Source organism: Siccirubricoccus phaeus (assembly GCF_008360935.1).
Taxonomy (GTDB): domain Bacteria; phylum Pseudomonadota; class Alphaproteobacteria; order Acetobacterales; family Acetobacteraceae; genus Siccirubricoccus; species Siccirubricoccus phaeus.
The window spans coordinates 26252-43177 of the sequence record NZ_SRXO01000010.1; the positions used below are offsets into that span (position 1 = coordinate 26252).

Consider the following 16926-nt stretch of genomic DNA (forward strand, 5'->3'; position numbering starts at 1 on the left):
GATGCCCGCGCTCCGCCTGGTTCCGGCCCTCGGGCTGCTGCTGGCCGCCGCCTGCGGCACGCCGCCGGAGGACAGCTTCGTCGCGCCCAGCCAGCGCGCCTCGGCGGGCGAGCCGGCTGGCCAGGATTCCCGCGGCGAGGCCTGCCTGACCCAGCGCGGCACCCCGCTGCCCGCCGATCTGCCGGTCTCCGGCGTGCGGGAGGTGTTCTGCGGCGGCTGGACCTCCGCCGCCGCCCGGGTGGTGACGCTGCGCGGCAATACCGATGCCGGGACGCTGGACCAGCTCGCCACCGGCGGCCTCTGGCGCACCTGGCTGGACCAGCGGGTGACCTGCGCCACGCCGCAGGCCACCACCATCGCCGGCGGCTACAGTGCCCGGCTGCTGGCCTGCACCCGGAAGGCCGGCGGCTGGCCGCATGTGGCGATGGTCGCGGCCGGGCCGAACGGGCCGGTGCTGGCCGATGGCGTCGCCACCGCGACGCCGGTGATGGAACGCCTCGCCGCCGGCCAGACGGTCGCCGCCGGCGCCGGCCAGTCCCGCTCCGCCGCGCTGGAGCTGGCGGTGCGGCGGATGGCCGCGGAAAGCTTCAGCGCCAACGATGTCAGCCGGTTCGAGACGCTGATGGCGGCCGGCCGCGACCTCAACCAGCTGGAGAATTTCGCCGCCGCCGAGGATGCCTACCGCGCCGCCCTCGCCCTGCAGGAAAGGGTGCTGGGGCGGGAGGACCCGAACATCGTCCTTCCCCTGCTGCACCTCGCCCTCAACCTCGCGGCGCAGAACCGGCTGGACGAGGCGGAGGTGCTGTTCGCCCGGGCCGAGGGGCTGGCGCCTCGCGCCGCGGATGAGACGGCGGTGCCGCGGCTGCTGCATTACCGCGGCCTCGCCGCCCAGCGCGCCAACCGGCTGGAGGACGCGACGGATTATCTGCGCCGGGCCGAGGCCGGCTACGCCGCCCTGCTGCCGAGCAGCATGCTCGGCACTGCGGAAGGCGAGGTGAACCTGCTGGCCGACCCCACCGCCACCACCGCCGCTTTCGGCCTGGCGGAGGCGCGGCGCTACCTGTCCCGCGTCCTCGCCACCAGCGGCCATCCGGATGAGGCGGAGGCGAAGATCGCCGAAAGCCGCCGCCTGCTGCGCCAGGTGGGCAATGCGCCGGGGCCGATGATCGCCCGCACCCTGCGCACGGAAGGCCGCAACGCCGCGAGCCTCGGCCAGAACGAGACGGCCGCCCGGCAGCTCGAGGCCGCGGCGCGGCGCTTCTCCGTCGCCGCCCCGGGGGAGCGGCCGGAGGCCATGACCCTCTTCCTCTCCGGCGGCCGCCGCCAGGCCACCGGAAGGCGCGCCGAGGCGCTGAGCGCCTTCCGCGCCGGCGCCGACATCCTGCGTGCCCGCCAGCTCGCCTTGCCGGTGACGATGGTGCTGCCCTATCTGGACGCGCTGGAGGCCGAGGCCCAGGCCCGCCCGGACCAGGCCGAGGCGCTGCGGCGGGAAATGTTCACCGCCACCCAGCTCGCCCAGCGCAGCAACACCGTGCGCTTCGTGCAGCAGGCCAGCGCCCGCATCGGCGCCGCCGGCGGCGACCAGCGGGTCTCCGACGCGGTCCGCCGGCTGCAGGATGCCGACCAGGTGCTGCGCGACCTCTTCGCCGAGCGCGATGCCGCGCCCTCCGCCGCCATCGATGCGCGGATCGCCGAGGCGCAGCAGGCCCGCGCCGAGGCCGAGAGCGAGGTGGCGGCGGCCGCCCCGGGCTACCGCCAGCTCCTGCTCTCCACGGCGGATTTCGCCGCGGTCAGCCATGCGCTGGCGCCGCAGGAGGCGCTGGTCACCATGCTGCTCGGGCGCAAGGCCGCCTGGGTGCTCGTCCTCCGCGACGGCAAGGTGCACAGCGCCCGCGCCAGCCTGGGGGAGGCGGAGGCGGCGGGGCTGGTGAACGCCATCCGCGCCGGCGTCATCGACCAGAACGGCGCCCCCGGCCCCTTTGACCCCGCCCCCGCCCAGGCGCTCTACGCCGCCCTGCTGAAGCCGCTGGAGGCGGCGCTGGACGGCGCCGAGACGCTGGTTGTGGTGCCGGACGGGCCGCTGCTCGGCATTCCCTTCGGCCTGCTGCTGACCGGGCCGGTGACCGACCCCAACCTCGGCAAGGCGCCCTGGCTCATCAAGCGGCACGCCATCGTGCATGTGCCCTCGCCGCAGACCCTGGTGACCTTGCGGGGGACCGGGGCAGCCTCCTCCGCGCCGCTGGCCTATGGCGGGTTCGGGGATTTCTCGCCGCCGACGCCGGCCCAGCTCCTCCGCAGCTTCCCGGTGGACCGCTGCGCCGCGGATGCGCGGATGGCGCAGGGGCTGACGCGGCTGCCGGGCACGCGGCGGGAGGTGCTGGAGGTGCAGCACCTGCTCGGCGCCGCGCCGCGCGACATCCGGCTCGGCACCGATTTCACCGCGGCGGCGCTGCGGCAGGCCGATCTCGGCAGCCGGCGGATCCTGCACCTCGCGACCCATGCGCTGCTGCCGGGCGAGCTCTCCTGCCTGCCGGAGCCCTCCATCGTCGTCTCCCCGCCGGCCGGCGCACCGGATGCCGATGCCGCCTTCGTCAAGGCCTCCGAGCTGCTGGGGCTGAAGCTGAACGCGGATCTCATCATCCTCTCGGCCTGCAATACCGGCGGGCCTTCGGGGGCGGGGGGCGGCGAGGCGCTCTCCGGCCTGGCGCGCGCCTTCTTCTATGCGGGCGCACGCGGGCTGATGGTGACGCATTGGGCGGTGAATGACGACGCGGCGATGCTCGTCGTCTCGGATTCCATGCGGCGGCAGCAGGGCGGCGCGTCCTCGGCGGCGGCGCTGCGCGGGGCGCAAAGGCTGATCCTGGACGAGGCAGGGCTGCGGCTGCCGCCGGAATTCGGGCACCCCTATTACTGGGCGCCCTTCGCGCTGATCGGCGACGGCAAAAGGGCGCCGGCGGTGAGCGCCGAGGCGGGCAGCGCGCCGCGGGGGTAGGCCAAGGGGGACGCCGTCTCCCTTGAACCCCTGCCAAAACCCGAAGGCCTTGGGAAACCAGCGATTCGCCACCGAGCGGCAAGGAGAGCGCGTCAGCCCTGACCAGCCGGGATGAGGTGGAACAGCGCCGGCCGCGCCGCCACCTGCGCTCCAGCACGGCCAGGGCCGTGGCGGCGGCATGCGCCCGGCCGATGGCCGCCGGCGGCAGGGCCGGCGCCGCGGAGGATGGCCGGATGCAGGCCGCAACGGGCCTCGAAGGGCGGCGGCAGCCGCAGCAGGCGTTGGCGCGCCACGTCGGCAATTGCGCTCGGTCCATGGACGGCGGCTACAATCAGGCCTGCTGTCCGACGCGTCGCGCCGTGCTCAAGCTTCGGCCGCCAGCACCGCCTCCACCCGCTCCGCCAGCCGCACGTAATCCGCCGCCTCATTGTAGGCCGCGGCGGAAAGCCGCAGCCACAGGCCACCCGCCAGCGCGAAGACCGGCGCATCCAACCGCGCCGCCAGCAGCCGGCGCCGCAGCGCCAGGGCCGCCGCCGGCCCCTCCGCCGCCACCGGCAGCCGCACCACCGCCATGCTGCCCTGCATCTCCGGCCGCGCGCCGGCCTCCGTGCCCCAGCGCGCCGCCAGCATCGCCCCGGCCGCCGCCGCCAGGGCATGGTTGCGGTCCATCAGCCTGGGCAGGGCGGCGTGGAAGCCGATCGCCGCCTCCACCGAAAGGAACGCCGTCGGGTCGCGCGTGCCGGTCCAGCCGAATTCCGCCTGGTAGCCCTGCCCCAGCCCATGGCTCACCACCAGCGGGTGCGTCCCCGCCCGCCGCTCCGGCGCGGTCCAGAGGAAGGCGCAGCCCTTCGGCGCGAACAGCCATTTATGGCAATTGCCGACATACCAATCCGCCCCCAGCGCCGGCAGCGCCAGCGCCACCTGTCCCGGCGCATGCGCCCCGTCCACCAGCACCGACACGCCCCGCGCCCGGCACAGCGCCACCATCTCCCCGAGCGGCAGCACCAGCGCGCTGGGGGAGGTGATATGGTCCAGCACCGCCAGCCGGGTGCGCGGCGTCAGCGCCGCCGCTAGCCCTGCCAGCACTGCCGCGGCCGAGGGCCGGGGGAAGGGCAGCGCCGCCTCCACCAGCCGTGCCCCGGCGGCCGCCGCCACCACCCCGGCCGCCTTGCGCACCGCGCCATAGGCATGGCCCAGCAGCACCACCTCCTCCCCCGGCGCCAGGGCCAGGCTGCGCAGCACGGCGTTGCAGCCGGTGGTGGCGTTCTCCAGGAAGGCGAGCCCCGCGGCATCGGCCCCGAGGAACCCGGCCAGCGCCGCCCCGGCCGCTGCCATGGCGGGCTCGTATTCCAGCGTCATGAAGCGGGTCGGCTGCGCCTCCAGCCGCGCCCGCCACGCCGCCTGGGCCGCCAGCACGCGCCGCGGCGTGGCGCCGTAGGAGCCGTGATTGACCGTGACCCAGCCCGGATCCAGCGGGAATTCCGCCTGCAGCGCTGCCCCGAACCCCATCATGCCCGGCTTTGCTCCCCACCCGTCCCGGGGCTAGAGCAGATCGCCGGAGGGCGGCATCGCCCGGAGGCGTGAATCTGCTCTACAATCCATAAGCTAGAGCGGTTTCGCGCTGCACAGTCAGCGTGAAACCGCTCTAGCCTGCGACCGGCCTGAGCCTGCCCGCCGGATGGGGGGCAGGCTCAGGCCCTGAATCGCCGGCTCAGGAATGCCCAGCCTGCCGGAAGAAGACATCCGAGGAAACGCTCGGGGGACGTCCGGGGGAGCCCGCAAGGGAAAGCTCTTGGAATGCTCCCCTGGGAAAGCCCCCCTGGGAAAGCCTCCCTGGGAAAACCCGGCGAATGCCCGGAAGGAGACGCCCATGTCGCTCAGCGCCCTCAGCGGCCCCCGCATCAAATCCATCGCCGAGGCCGGCCTGCCCTATGAGACCATCACCATCCGCCGGGAGACGCCGCTGATCGGCGCCGAGATCGGCGGGGTGGACCTCGCCCGCCCCAGCAACCGGCAGATGGACGAGATCCACCGGGCGCTGGCCGAGCACCTGGTGATCTTCTTCCGCGACCAGCACCTGACCCAGGAGCAGCATCTGGAATTCGGCCGCAGCTTCGGCGAGCTGCACCTGCACCCCGCCGCCCCGCATGAGCCCGGCCATCCCGCGCTGATGGTCATCAAGGCCGACGAGAATTCCGTCCGCGCCAATGGCGAGGGCTGGCATTCCGACGTTTCCTGCGACGAGGAGCCGCCCATGGGCAGCATCCTCTACATCAAGGAATGCCCGCCCGAGGGCGGCGATACGCTCTTCGCCAGCATGTACGCCGCCTATGACGCGCTCTCCGACCGGATGAAGGCCTATCTGGAGGGGCTGACCGCCCTCCATAGCGGCGAGCATGTCTATCGTGGCATGTTCGCCAAGGAGGGCGTGGCGGACAAGCCGAGCTACCCGAAGGCGGTGCATCCGGTGGTCCGCACCCATCCCGTCACCGGGAAGAAGGCGCTCTACGTCAATCGCGGCTTCACCACCCGCATCCTCGGCATTCCGGTGGATGAGAGCGAGGGGATCCTCCGCTACCTCTACGAGCATATGGAGAACCCGCTGTTCCAGTGCCGCTTCCGCTGGCGGCCGAATTCCGTGGCCTTCTGGGATAATCGCTGCGTCCAGCACCGGGCGATGTGGGATTACTGGCCGCAGCGCCGCTACGGCAACCGGGTGACGGTGAAGGGCGAGAGGCCGGTCTAGGGCGACGGCCCGCCCCGCGCGGGCCGGGCCGAAGCGTGACGCATTCGCCTCCCGCTCCAGCGCCTCGTTCGGTTGCGTGATTCGCGCTTGCCGGGCAGCCTGGCCCAGGCGATCACGCTCCGGTGGCCTGCCCGCGAACTCGCTGGATGTCCGGCGAACGGCGTGGACAGGCAGGCCACGCGGAACAATGGCCGGTCTCCTGGCTCCGAAGGCCGGGGCTGCGGCATCGGCACGCTGGCGGAGGGGGCCTGCATGTTCAGCCATGTGACCATCGGCACGCACGACCTGGCGCGCGCCGCCGCCTTCTATGATGCGGTGCTGGCGCCGCTCGGCCTGCGCCGCCTGGCGCTGGAGGTGCCCGGCTGGGCGGCCTGGGAAAAGCCGGGCAGCCCGGCCCGCTTCTGGGTGGGCAAACCGGCCAATGGCCTGCCGGCGAGCTGGGGCAATGGCGCGATGACGGCGTTCATCGCCCCCAGCCGTGCCGCGGTCGCGGCCGGCCATGCGGCGGGCCTCGCCGCGGGTGGGCTGGATGAGGGCGCGCCAGGGCTCCGGCCCCACTACGCGCCGGATTATTACGGCGCCTATCTGCGCGACCCGGGTGGCAACAAGCTGCACCTGGTCTGCCGGGACGGCGTGGCGGGATGAGCGGCCTGCCCCTGGCGGAGCGCCGCCTCCTCCTCATCCTCTCCGGCAGCATCGCCGCCTACAAGGCGCTGGAGCTGGTGCGCCTGCTGCGCCGGGAAGGCGCCCAGGTGAAGGCGGTACTGACCGCCGGCGGCGCGCATTTCGTGACCAAGGAGGCGCTGGCGGGCCTCACCGGCCAGCGCGTGCATGACGATCTCTGGGGGGCGGAGGCGGAGATCGGCCATATCCGCCTTGCCCGCTGGCCGGAACTGGTGGTGGTGGCGCCGGCCAGCGCCGATCTGCTGGCCAAGATGGCGCATGGGCTGGCGGATGACCTGGCTGCCACCGTGCTGCTGGCCACCCGCGCGCCCGTGCTGGTGGCGCCGGCGATGAACCCGGCGATGTGGGAGCATCCGGCGACGCAGGCCAATATGGCACTGCTGGCCGCCCGTGGCGTCGCCGCGGTGGGCCCCGGCAGCGGCCCGATGGCGGAGCCGGAAAGCGGCCCCGGCCGCCTGGCGGAGCCGGAGGAAATCCTCGCCGCTGTCACGGCGCATCTGGCGCCCGCCGAGGCATCCCCGCGCGCTTCCGGCGCGACAGCTTCGGGCGCCTCCGGCGCGGCATTTTCGGGTGCCTCCGGCGCGACACCCCTCGCCGGCCGCCGCGCCCTGGTCACCGCCGGGCCGACGCATGAGCCGATCGACCCGGTCCGCTACATCGCCAATCGCAGCAGCGGCAAGCAGGGCTATGCCATTGCCGCGGCGCTGGCGACGCTGGGCGCACGGGTGACGCTGGTCTCCGGCCCCACCGCCCTGCCGGACCCGGCCGGGGTGGCAACCATCCGCATCGAATCCGCACGGGAGATGCTGGCGGCCTGCGAGGCGGCGCTGCCGGCCGATATCGCGGTGATGAACGCCGCCGTCGCCGATTGGCGGGTGGCGCGGGAGGCCGACCAGAAGCTGAAGAAGGAGCCGGGCGCCGCGGCCCCGACCCTGACGATGACGCTGAACCCGGATATCCTCGCCACCCTGTCGCGCCATGCGCAGCGGCCCGGCCTGGTGGTGGGCTTCGCGGCGGAGACGGAGAAGGTGGTGGAACACGCCGTCGAGAAGCGCCGCCGCAAGGGCTGCGACTGGATCGTGGCGAATGATGTGAGCGGAGGGGTGATGGGCGGCGACGCCAATACCGTGCATCTGGTGACCGCCGAGGGCGTCGAGGACTGGCCGGAACTGCCCAAGGAACATGTCGCCGCCCGCCTCGCCGCCCGCATCGCCGAGGCGCTGGCATGAGCGCCGCCATCCAGGTGGTCCGCCTGCCGCATGCCGAGGGCCTGCCCCTGCCGGGCTACGCCACGGAAGGGGCGGCGGGGATGGATCTGCTGGCGGCGGTGACGGCGCCGCTGGTCATCCCGCCCGGGGGCCGCGCTTTGGTGCCGACCGGCCTGCGCATCGCCCTGCCGCCGGGGCATGAGCTGCAGGTGCGGCCGCGCTCCGGCCTCGCCCTGAAGCATGGAATCATGCTGCCGAATACGCCCGGCACGATCGACGAGGATTACCGCGGCGAATTGCAGGTCATCGTCCTGAACGGCGGGAGCGAGGCCTTCACCGTGGAGCGCGGCATGCGCATCGCCCAGGCGGTGCTGGCGCCGGTGGTGCGGGCGGCCTGGGCGGAGGTGGCGGAGCTGCCGGAGACCCGGCGCGGGGAAGGTGGGTTCGGGAGCACCGGCACGGGCGGCTAGAGCATTTTCAAGTCCGGCGTGTGCAGGGGACCAACCTTGTGCCGGGCGGCCCCGAGCTCTTCGTCGATCATCCGACGGAGCTGGGCGGCGCCAGCACCGGGCAGCAGATCGTGATCTGCGGCGGCAGTTCCCTGTGACGGGGAGCCGCTCTGACGTCTTGCCTATAGTTCCTCCGTAACATGCAGCGCGGGCGCTGACCCGTCACCTCCCGCAGAACCTATTAGCCGTTCCGCCAGACGCAGATGCGGCCGGTCGAGCATCTTGCCGTCCATGCGGAGCACGCCGGCGTCTCCCCCCTCCGCGAAGGCCGCGACCACGCGGCGCGCCCAGGCCAGTTCCTCCGGCGCGGGCGTGAAGACGGCGTTCACGATCTCCACATGCTTGGGGTGGATCACCGCCTTGGCGCCGAAGCCGTCGCGCCACGCCTCCCGCGCATCGGCCTCAAGGCCCACGAGGTCCTCGATGTCCACATGCACCGTGTCGATCGCCGTCACCCCCGCCGCCGCGGCCCCGGCGAGGCAGAGGTCGCGCGCCAGGCGGAAGGGCGAAAGCCACTGGCCCTCCACACGGTTCGCCCTGGCGCCGAGCGAGGCGGAAAGGTCCTCCGCCCCCCACATCAGGCCCGAGAGACGTGGCCCCGCCTCGGCATAGGAACCGAGGCCGAAGAGTGAGCCCGCCGTCTCGGTTGCGATGGCCATGATGCGCGTGCTGCCGGGCTCGATCCCCGCCGCCGCCTCGAAGGCATCGAGCCAGAGCGAGACCTGCCGCACCTGCTCGGCGCCGCTACACTTCGGCAGGGTGATGCCGTCTGGCCGCGCCGGCATCACCGCCGCGAGGTCCTGCAGCGTCATGCCCGTGTCCAGCGCGTTGACCCGTACGTAGCGCTGCTGCTTCCTGCGCGGGGCGGCCAGCATGCCGGCGGTGAGGCGTCGCGCCTCGGGCTTGCGGTCGAGGCCGACGCTGTCCTCCAGATCGAGGATCAGGCCGTCGGCGGGGCCTTCGGCGGCACGGACGAATTTCCGCTCGCTGTCGCCGGGGACGAAGAGGATCGAGCGCATCAGGCTGCCGCCGGCCGCTTGTGCATCAGCCCGGTGCGCCGGCAGATGGCAACCACCTCGCCACGCTGGTTCAGGCATTCATGCTCGAACTCCACGAGGCCCGCCATGGGCCGCGACCTGCTCTCGCGCACGGAAACGACCTTGGTGCGGGCGCGCAGCGTGTCGCCGTGGAAGACCGGTTTCGGGAAGCGCACGTCGGTCATGCCGAGATTGCCGATGGTGGTGCCGAGCGTCGTATCCGCCACCGACATGCCGATCATGATGCCGAGCGTGTAGAGGCTGTTGAACAGCCGCTGGCCCCATTCCGTCCCCGCCGCGAAATGCGCGTCGATGTGCAGCGGCTGCGGGTTCATCGTCATCAGGCTGAACATGGTGTTGTCCATCTCCGTGACGGTGCGCGTCAGCGGGTGCTCGAAGACCTGACCTTCGTGGAATTCCTCGAAATACAGACCGGCCATGCTACTCCTCCTTGGATTTTCCCTGCCGCGTCGGACGATGCCCCAATTGCCGGGACAACCCGCGGGCGGCCTGGCGAACCTCGCGTATGAGGCTTGCCAACCTCGGCTGGGCGCGGGCCAGCGGCGCCGCCAGCACGATGGCCGCGATGATGTCGCCGCGCGCGTCGAAGATCGGCGCGGCGATGCCGGCAACGCCTTCGGTCGACTCGCCCAGCGTCACCGCGTAGCCTCGCTCCCGTGCTTCGGCAACGATGCGACGCAGGGCACGACGGTCGGTGATGCTGGTGGTGGTGAGCGGCGCAAGCCGCGCCTTGCGCAGGAACGCGTCGGGCCAGGGCGGCGGCAGATAGGCCAGCATCAGGCGACCCGAAGCGGTGCAGTGGATCGGCCGGCGGTCGCCCACCGTGGCCGCGAAGCGCAGCGCCGTCCGGGCCTCCACCTTGTCGGTATAGACCATGGCGCTGCGGTCGGGCGTGAGCACGGCGATCATGGCGGATTCGCCGCTGGAGTCCGCCAGTCGCTCGAGCACCACGTGCCCGGCAGCACCGAGCGCCGTGTCGTGCTGCCCCGCCAGGATGGCGCGCGCGAGGCCGAGGCTCTCCGGCCCCAGCCGCCAAAGGCCGTCCACCTGCGCCGCGTAGCCTTCGAGCGCCAGCCCGCGCAGCAGGCCGAGCAGCGTCGTCTTGGGTACGCCCATCGCCTGGGCCAGGTTCGCGAGCGAGGCGCCCTGCGGCGCGGCGGACAGCTTGTCCAGGATCTGCAGCGCGCGCGAGACGGAGCGCGGGCCGCTGCCGCGAGGGAGGAGCCCGCTGTCCACTACTGCGGCTCGATGCCCGCGATGCGCACGCGCTCGCCCCAGCTCACGAGCTGGTCGCGGAGATATTGCGCGAACTGCCCGGGCGTCTGGGTGAAGGGCAGGAAGCCGAGCTGGCGCAGCCGCGCCACCGTGGCGGGCTGGCGCAGCGCGGCGTTCAGCGCCTGGTTAACGCGCGCGACGATGGGCGCGGGCGTGGCAAGGGGCGCCGAGATTCCGAACCAGACGCTGATGTCGTAGCCCGGCACGGCGCTGGCCACCGGCGGCACCTCGGGCGCCAGCGGCGTCGGATCCTTGGCCGATTGCGCGATGGCGCGCACGCGTCCTGCCTGGGCCTGGGTCAGACCATTCGCGAAATCGGTGAAGGTGCAGTCGATGCGGCCGGCGGAAACGTCAGTCAACGCCTCGGAGCCGCCACGGTAGGGCACGCCGGTCAGGCGCACGCCGGCAGCGCGCGCCAGTACCTCGGTCATGATCTGGCTGCTGGCATTGCCGTAGCTGTAGGTCAGCCCGTTCGCGTTCTCCCGCGCGCGGTCGAGGAAGCCCTTGAGGTCCCGGTCCGACGCGCCGGGCGGCACGACGAAGAGGTAAGGCGCCTCGGCCAGCGCGCCGATGTGGACGAAATCCTTCACCGGGTCGAAAGGCATGCGCTTCAGCGTGTGCGGATTGACCGAGGCTGCGCTGGTGCTGATGACGACGAGCGTGTTGCCGTCGGGCGCGGCCTGCGCCACGGCCTGGGTGCCGATGATGCCGTTCCCGCCCGCGCGGTTGTCCACGATCACCGGCTGGCCGAGCTCCTGCCCGAGCGGCTCGGCGATGACGCGCGCCAGCACGTCGGTGAGGCTGCCTGCGGGAAAGGCGACCACGAGGCGGACCGGCCTGTCCGGCCAGTCCGCCCGCGCACCGCGCGGCAGCAGCAAGAGAGCGGGCGCGGCCAGCGCGCTGCGCCGCAGCAATGGAAGCGATCCTCCTGTCCCCATGAACTCTTCCCTTTCGGTGTCTTTTGGCGTTCGAATATTCGAACATATCCTATAAACATCGAACGGTACTGTCAATGCCGCGTTGACATGCGCGGGCCCGCTCCGCATCATCGCCGCAAGATCAGAGGAAATGCAGATGGACTTCGCGCTGACCCCCGAGCAATCCGACATCCGTGAGCAGATGCAGAAGATCTGTGCGGAATTCGGCGACGAGTACTGGCTGCGCAAGGACCGCGAGGGCGCCTTTCCCGAGGAGTTCCACGCCGAGATGGCCCGCGGCGGCTGGCTCGGCATCGCCATGCCCACGGAGTATGGCGGCGGCGGCCTCGGCATCAGCGAGGCCGCGGTGATGATGGAGACCATCGCGGAATCCGGCGCCTGCATGTCCGGCGCCTCGGCCATCCACATGAACATCTTCGGCCTCAACCCGGTCGTTGTCTTCGGTACGGAGGAGCAGAAGCAGCGCGCCCTGCCGCCTCTCATCGCCGGCGACGACAAGCCTTGCTTCGCCGTGACCGAGCCCGATGTCGGCCTCAACACCACCCAGCTCAAGACGCGCGCCGAACGTCGCGACGACCGCTACGTCGTGAGCGGCCAGAAGATGTGGATCAGCACCGCGCAGGTCGCCACCAAGATGCTGCTGCTGGCGCGCACCACGCCCCTCGACCAGGTGAAGCGCAAGACGGACGGGCTCTCGCTCTTCTACACGACGCTCGACCGCAGCAAGGTGGAGGTGCGCCTCATTCACAAGCTCGGCCGCCACGCGGTGGACTCGAACATGCTCTTCATCGACGGGCTCGAGATCCCGGTGGAGGACCGCATCGGCGAGGAGGGCAAGGGCTTCCGCTACATCCTGCACGGGATGAACCCGGAGCGCATCCTCATCGCTGCCGAGGCCGTCGGCATCGGCCGCGCCGCGCTGCGCAAGGCGACGGCCTACGCGAAGGAGCGCCACGTCTTCGGCCGCGCGATCGGACAGAACCAGGCCATCCAGCACCCGCTCGCCAAGTGCTGGGCGCATCTGGAGGCGGCGGAGCTGAAGGTGATGAAGGCCGCCTCGCTCTACGACGCCGACCGGGAATGCGGCGCCGAGGCGAACGCCGCGAAGTACCTCGCCGCCGAGGCCGGCTTCAGCGCCGCCGAGACTGCGGTGATGACGCATGGCGGCATGGGCTACGCGCAGGAGTACCACGTGGAGCGCTACCTGCGCGAAAGCCTGATCCCGCGCATCGCGCCCGTGAGCCGCGAGATGATCCTGAGCTTCATCGCCGAGCGCGTGCTCGGCCTGCCCAAATCCTACTAGCATGAGCGCCAGGATGGCCGGCCATTCGGGGATTGTTTCCGCGCCGCGGCGGCTCGATCCCGCCGCGCCCGATCTTTCCGGGCTGATCCATCCGGGCGACCATATCCTCTGGGGCCAGGTGACGGGCGAGCCGCCAACGCTGGTGGAGGCGCTGGTGGACCAGCGCGCCGCGCTCGGCCCTGTCTCGGTCTTCCTTGGCACCGGTCTCGGCCGCGCGCTGCGGCCGGAGCATGCGGACCATATCCGTATGTCCGGCCTCGGCGGGCTCGGCACGGCGCGCGCGCTGGCCTCCGCCGGCGCGCTGGAGGTGCTGCCCGTGCATGGCGGCCAGGTCGGGTGGCTCATCGCCGAGGGCCGCATCCGCTGCGACGTGGTGCTGCTGATGGCCAGCCCCGCGGGGCCCGAGGGCACGCACAGCCTCGGCTGCACCGTGGACTACATGGACACGGCCATCGCCGCCGCGCGCACCGTGATCGCGGAGGTGAGCCCGCGCGTGCCCTTCACCTTCGGCCACGAGGCCATCCCCGCCTCGCGCCTCGACGCGGTGCTGGAGACCGACCGCGCGCCCTTCGGTGCGCGTCCCCCGAAGATCGGCGCCGCGGGCCGCGCCATCGCCACGCATGTCGCGGAGCTCATCGCGGATGGCAGCACGATCCAGACCGGGCTCGGCGAGCTGCCGGAGGCGATCCTGGAAGGGCTAGGCGGGCATCGCGACCTCGGCCTCCATTCGGGCATCCTCGGCGACGCGGCCCGGACGCTGATCGAGCGTGGCGTGCTGACCAACGCTCGCAAGCCGATCGACACCGGCATCAGCGTCACCACCACCGTCGTCGGCAGCGAGGCGCTCTACGCCTTCGTGCATCGTAACCCCGGCGTGCTAGTGCGTCCCTCGGGCTACACTCACGCCGATGCGGTGCTGGCGCAGATTCCGCGCCTCGTTGCCATCAACTCGGCGGTGGAGGTGGACCTCACCGGGCAGGTGAATGCCGAACAGGCGGGGCGCGCCATTGTCGGCGGCATCGGTGGCCAGGCGGATTTCGCGCGCGCCGCCTCCCGCTCGCCGGGCGGTTGCTCGATCATCGCGTTGCCTGCCACCGCGTCGAACGGGGCGAGCCGCATCGTGGCAAGGCTCTCGGGGCCGGTGACGACGCCGCGCGCCGATGTGGACGTGGTGGTGACGGAGCATGGCGCCGCCGACCTGCGCGGCTGCACGCTGGGCGAGCGCCGGCGCCGGCTCGTCGCCATCGCCGCTCCGGAAGCGCGCGAGGCGCTGGAGCGCGCCACAAGGGAGGAGGAGACGGGCTGATGGATCATGCTTCGCAACTGCCGGGCCGCGGCTTCGGCGCCCTCCAGGGGCTCCGCGTGCTGGACCTGACGGCGGTGCTGATGGGCCCCTTTTGCACCCAGATCCTCGCCGACCATGGTGCCGAGGTGATCAAGGTCGAGGGACCGGAGGGCGACACGACGCGGCAGCTCCCCGTCTCGCGCGCTCCGGGCCTGGGGGCGATGTTCTACAATCTCAACCGCGGCAAGCGCGGCATCTCGCTGGACCTCAAGCAGCCGGAAGGCCGTGCCGCGCTGCTGCGCCTCGCGGAGAGCGCGGACGTCTTCATCCACGCGATGCGCGCGGATGCCATCGCGCGGCTCGGGCTGACCTATGCCGATCTCGCCGCGGTGAACCCGCGCCTGATCTACGCGAATGTCTACGGCTTCTCGCGCCGCGGCCCCTACGCGAAATGGCCGGCCTATGACGACACCATCCAGGCCATGTCCGGCATGGCGGCGCTGCAGGGGCGGATGAACGGCGCGCCAGCCTATTCGGCGACGCTGGTGGCCGACAAGGTCTCTGGCCTCACCGCGCTCTACGCCGTGCTGATGGCGCTGCTGCACCGCAACCGCACCGGCGAGGGGCAGGAGATCGAGGTCGGCATGTTCGAGACGATGGTGAACTTCGTCCTCACCGACCACATCAACGGCGCGCTTTTCGACCCGCCAGAGGGCGAGCCCGTTTATCCCCGCGCCGCCTCGCCCAACCGCCGGCCGTACCGCACGAAGGACGGCTGGATCGCGGCCCTCATCTACAACGACAAGCACTGGCGCGCCTTCATCGAGCTGGCCGGCCGGCCGGACTGGGCGCGCGACCCGCGCTTCGCGACGCTGAAGGACCGCGCGCGGCATATCGACGAGGTCTACACGCATCTGGGCCGGACGCTGGAGCAGCGCACCACGACCGAATGGCTCGCCGACTTCGCCAAGGCCGAGATCCCGGCCACGCCGGTGAACGAGACCTCCGCCCTGCTCAAGGATCCGCATCTGGAGGCGGTGGAGTTCTTCACCCCGCAGGAGACGCCGCTCGGCACCGTGCGCTACCCCGGCATGCCCGCTTGGTTCTCCCGCACGCCGGGCCGGATCACCGGCCCCGCGCCGGCGCTCGGCCAGGACGGGCGCGCCGTGCTGGCCGAGGCCGGATTCAGCGAGGTTGAGATCGACGCGCTGGTCGCATCCGGCGCGCTCGTGCTGCCCGTCACGGAAGAGGCGCCGGCGGCATGAGCGGAGGACCGCTGGCAGGGATCAAGGTGCTGGAGCTGGCCGGGATCGGCCCGGCCCCCATGTGCGCGATGCTGCTGGCCGATCTCGGCGCGACCGTGCTGCGCATCGACCGCCCCAATCCGGGGGAGAGTGGCATCGCCCGGCCGCAGAAATACAACCTCGTGCTGCGTGGACGCAAGATCCTCGCGCTCGATCTGAAGCGGCCAGGGCCGCGCGACCTGGTGCTGCGGCTCGTGGAGCAGCCGGCGGCATGAGCGAAGGACCGCTGGCAGGGATCAAGGTGCTGGAGCTGGCCGGGATCGGCCCGGCCCCCATGTGCGCGATGCTGCTGGCCGATCTCGGCGCGACCGTGCTGCGCATCGACCGCCCCAATCCGGGGGAGAGTGGCATCGCCCGGCCGCAGAAATACAACCTCGTGCTGCGTGGACGCAAGATCCTCGCGCTCGATCTGAAGCGGCCAGGGCCGCGCGACCTGGTGCTGCGGCTCGTGGAGCAGGCGGATGCGCTCATCGAGGGCTTCCGCCCCGGCGTCATGGAGCGTCTCGGCCTCGGCCCCGAGGAGTGCCTCTCGTGCAATCCCGGCTTGGTCTATGGCCGCATGACCGGCTGGGGCCAGCAGGGGCCGCTGGCGCAGTCGGCGGGGCATGACCTCAACTACATCGCGCTGACCGGTGCGTTGGATTCCATCGGGCGCGCCGGCCAGCCGCCCACGCCGCCGCACAACCTCCTGGGCGACTATGGGGGAGGCGCTCTCTACCTGGCCGTCGGCATCTTGTCGGCCATCATCTCCAGGCGCGCGAGCGGGCGCGGCCAGGTTGTGGATGCCGCGATCGTGGACGGCACAGCGCATCTGATGACGAGCCTGCACGGCCTGCACGCCGCCGGTATGCTGAGCGGCGAGCGCGGCACGAACCTGCTCGATTCCGGCGCGCCCTTCTACGATTGCTACGAATGCGCGGATGGGCGCTGGGTCTCGGTGGCGCCGATCGAGGGGCGCTTCCACGCGGAGCTGCTGCGCCGGCTCGGCATCGATGGCGCGGATTTTCCACCTCAGTCGGATCGGGCCCGCTGGCCCGAGGCGCGGGCGTGCTTCGCCGCGATCATCCGTACCCGCACGCGTGACGAGTGGTGCGCGCTGCTGGAGGGCACCGACGCCTGCTTCGCACCCGTCCTCACGATGGAAGAGGCGACCAAGCATCCGCACATGGTCGCGCGCGGCACCTATGTCGAGGTGGGCGGCGTGGTCCAGCCCGCCCCCGCGCCGCGCTTCAGCCGCACCGTGCCGGATGTCCCGACGCCCCCGCAAGCTTCTGATCCGGCTTCCGTGGAGGCAGCGCTGGAGGGGTGGCTCGGGGCTGACGACATCGCCGTGCTGCGCGCCTCCGGTGTGCTGGGGTGAGGCAGGCTGCGAATATCTCGGGCGGCGGCCCGAGCGTCGCCTCCGCGATGTCCGTGAGGGCTTTGTGCCATCGCCTGTCCATCCCCGCCAAGCGCTGTGCCGGACACGAGGGATGAAGGACGGCGTCAGGGCGATCGTCATTCGTCACAGCCGGTGGTCTCGGAGGGAATGCCGGCGGCACCGGCCGCATTCCGAAAGCGGGCAGTGAGAATTGCGCTCCATCGGGCGCCAAGAGCCGGTCGGCACAATGATCATAGGAGGAAC

16 protein-coding genes are annotated in these 16926 nt (G+C 71.9%); 10 read left to right on the forward strand and 6 right to left on the reverse strand.

The genetic code is table 11. The features are described 5' to 3' along the window. Position 1: 1 nt before the first annotated feature. Positions 2 to 2992: a CHAT domain-containing protein gene (locus tag E5N76_RS15085; RefSeq protein ID WP_149538148.1), complete on the forward strand. Its 2991-nt coding sequence runs from the start codon at positions 2 to 4 to the stop codon at positions 2990 to 2992. Between the two features lie 92 nt (positions 2993 to 3084). Here E5N76_RS15085 and E5N76_RS15090 read toward each other — a convergent pair whose 3' ends face one another. Further along, positions 3085 to 3285: a hypothetical protein gene (locus tag E5N76_RS15090; RefSeq protein ID WP_149538149.1), complete on the reverse strand. Its 201-nt coding sequence runs from the start codon at positions 3283 to 3285 to the stop codon at positions 3085 to 3087. 70 nt (positions 3286 to 3355) lie between these two features. After that, the gene (locus E5N76_RS15095) at positions 3356 to 4504 is read right to left on the reverse strand and encodes an aminotransferase class V-fold PLP-dependent enzyme (protein WP_149538150.1); all 1149 of its coding nucleotides are present in this window, start codon (positions 4502 to 4504) and stop codon (positions 3356 to 3358) included. Positions 4505 to 4862: 358 nt separating this feature from the next. On the opposite strand from E5N76_RS15095, the gene E5N76_RS15100 reads away from it, so the two are divergent. The 4 genes from E5N76_RS15100 to dut all read left to right on the forward strand — a co-directional run bounded on the left by E5N76_RS15100 (position 4863) and on the right by dut (position 8100). Beyond that, on the forward strand, positions 4863 to 5738 hold the full coding sequence (locus E5N76_RS15100) for a TauD/TfdA dioxygenase family protein (protein WP_149538151.1): 876 nt from the start codon (positions 4863 to 4865) through the stop codon (positions 5736 to 5738). Positions 5739 to 5900: 162 nt separating this feature from the next. Continuing rightward, positions 5901 to 6383: a VOC family protein gene (locus E5N76_RS15105; protein WP_457852680.1), complete on the forward strand. Its 483-nt coding sequence runs from the start codon at positions 5901 to 5903 to the stop codon at positions 6381 to 6383. After that, positions 6380 to 7651: a bifunctional phosphopantothenoylcysteine decarboxylase/phosphopantothenate synthase gene (locus E5N76_RS15110; protein ID WP_149538152.1), complete on the forward strand. Its 1272-nt coding sequence runs from the start codon at positions 6380 to 6382 to the stop codon at positions 7649 to 7651. Before E5N76_RS15105 ends, E5N76_RS15110 begins: the two co-directional genes overlap by 4 nt. Beyond that, complete coding sequence (dut, locus tag E5N76_RS15115; protein WP_149538153.1) at positions 7648 to 8100, forward strand: dUTP diphosphatase; 453 nt, start codon at positions 7648 to 7650, stop codon at positions 8098 to 8100. Before E5N76_RS15110 ends, dut begins: the two co-directional genes overlap by 4 nt. Positions 8101 to 8261: 161 nt before the next feature. Here the strand turns inward: dut and E5N76_RS15120 are convergent, their stop codons facing one another. Genes E5N76_RS15120 through E5N76_RS15135 form a run of 4 tightly spaced genes read right to left on the reverse strand, consistent with a single transcriptional unit; the run spans position 8262 to position 11581 of the window. Further along, the gene (locus E5N76_RS15120) at positions 8262 to 9158 is read right to left on the reverse strand and encodes an HpcH/HpaI aldolase/citrate lyase family protein (protein WP_149538154.1); all 897 of its coding nucleotides are present in this window, start codon (positions 9156 to 9158) and stop codon (positions 8262 to 8264) included. Further along, entirely contained in the window at positions 9158 to 9616 is a 459-nt protein-coding gene (locus E5N76_RS15125; RefSeq protein WP_149538155.1) for a MaoC family dehydratase, read from the reverse strand. Before E5N76_RS15125 ends, E5N76_RS15120 begins: the two co-directional genes overlap by 1 nt. Before the next feature lies 1 nt (position 9617). Beyond that, the gene (locus E5N76_RS15130; RefSeq protein WP_149538156.1) at positions 9618 to 10433 is read right to left on the reverse strand and encodes an IclR family transcriptional regulator; all 816 of its coding nucleotides are present in this window, start codon (positions 10431 to 10433) and stop codon (positions 9618 to 9620) included. Next, positions 10433 to 11581, reverse strand: coding sequence for a Bug family tripartite tricarboxylate transporter substrate binding protein (locus E5N76_RS15135; RefSeq protein WP_149538157.1), 1149 nt, complete (start codon positions 11579 to 11581; stop codon positions 10433 to 10435). The genes E5N76_RS15130 and E5N76_RS15135 overlap by 1 nt, the downstream gene beginning before the upstream one ends. On the opposite strand from E5N76_RS15135, the gene E5N76_RS15140 reads away from it, so the two are divergent. Genes E5N76_RS15140 through E5N76_RS15160 form a run of 5 tightly spaced genes read left to right on the forward strand, consistent with a single transcriptional unit; the run spans position 11547 to position 16662 of the window. Then, entirely contained in the window at positions 11547 to 12713 is a 1167-nt protein-coding gene (locus E5N76_RS15140; RefSeq protein ID WP_149538158.1) for an acyl-CoA dehydrogenase family protein, read from the forward strand. The genes E5N76_RS15135 and E5N76_RS15140 overlap by 35 nt on opposite strands. 1 nt (position 12714) lies before the next feature. Next, on the forward strand, positions 12715 to 14019 hold the full coding sequence (locus tag E5N76_RS15145) for an acetyl-CoA hydrolase/transferase family protein (RefSeq protein ID WP_207791986.1): 1305 nt from the start codon (positions 12715 to 12717) through the stop codon (positions 14017 to 14019). Then, the gene (locus E5N76_RS15150; RefSeq protein ID WP_149538159.1) at positions 14019 to 15263 is read left to right on the forward strand and encodes a CaiB/BaiF CoA transferase family protein; all 1245 of its coding nucleotides are present in this window, start codon (positions 14019 to 14021) and stop codon (positions 15261 to 15263) included. The genes E5N76_RS15145 and E5N76_RS15150 overlap by 1 nt, the downstream gene beginning before the upstream one ends. After that, the gene (locus E5N76_RS15155) at positions 15260 to 15517 is read left to right on the forward strand and encodes a CoA transferase (protein ID WP_149538160.1); all 258 of its coding nucleotides are present in this window, start codon (positions 15260 to 15262) and stop codon (positions 15515 to 15517) included. The genes E5N76_RS15150 and E5N76_RS15155 overlap by 4 nt, the downstream gene beginning before the upstream one ends. Next, a complete protein-coding gene (locus E5N76_RS15160) occupies positions 15514 to 16662 on the forward strand; it encodes a CaiB/BaiF CoA transferase family protein (protein ID WP_149538161.1) in 1149 nt (382 codons plus the stop codon). Before E5N76_RS15155 ends, E5N76_RS15160 begins: the two co-directional genes overlap by 4 nt. The last annotated feature ends 264 nt before the right edge of the window (positions 16663 to 16926 follow it).

Coding starts and splice junctions, on each gene's coding strand:
- E5N76_RS15085 (WP_149538148.1), top strand. CDS start 2: ATGCCCGCGCTCCGCCTGGTTCCGGCCCTCGGGCTGCTGCTGGCCGCC.
- E5N76_RS15095 (WP_149538150.1), bottom strand. CDS start 4,504: ATGATGGGGTTCGGGGCAGCGCTGCAGGCGGAATTCCCGCTGGATCCG.
- E5N76_RS15100 (WP_149538151.1), top strand. CDS start 4,863: ATGTCGCTCAGCGCCCTCAGCGGCCCCCGCATCAAATCCATCGCCGAG.
- E5N76_RS15110 (WP_149538152.1), top strand. CDS start 6,380: ATGAGCGGCCTGCCCCTGGCGGAGCGCCGCCTCCTCCTCATCCTCTCC.
- dut (WP_149538153.1), top strand. CDS start 7,648: ATGAGCGCCGCCATCCAGGTGGTCCGCCTGCCGCATGCCGAGGGCCTG.
- E5N76_RS15120 (WP_149538154.1), bottom strand. CDS start 9,158: ATGCGCTCGATCCTCTTCGTCCCCGGCGACAGCGAGCGGAAATTCGTC.
- E5N76_RS15125 (WP_149538155.1), bottom strand. CDS start 9,616: ATGGCCGGTCTGTATTTCGAGGAATTCCACGAAGGTCAGGTCTTCGAG.
- E5N76_RS15140 (WP_149538158.1), top strand. CDS start 11,547: ATGGACTTCGCGCTGACCCCCGAGCAATCCGACATCCGTGAGCAGATG.
- E5N76_RS15135 (WP_149538157.1), bottom strand. CDS start 11,581: ATGTCGGATTGCTCGGGGGTCAGCGCGAAGTCCATCTGCATTTCCTCT.
- E5N76_RS15145 (WP_207791986.1), top strand. CDS start 12,715: ATGAGCGCCAGGATGGCCGGCCATTCGGGGATTGTTTCCGCGCCGCGG.
- E5N76_RS15150 (WP_149538159.1), top strand. CDS start 14,019: ATGGATCATGCTTCGCAACTGCCGGGCCGCGGCTTCGGCGCCCTCCAG.
- E5N76_RS15155 (WP_149538160.1), top strand. CDS start 15,260: ATGAGCGGAGGACCGCTGGCAGGGATCAAGGTGCTGGAGCTGGCCGGG.
- E5N76_RS15160 (WP_149538161.1), top strand. CDS start 15,514: ATGAGCGAAGGACCGCTGGCAGGGATCAAGGTGCTGGAGCTGGCCGGG.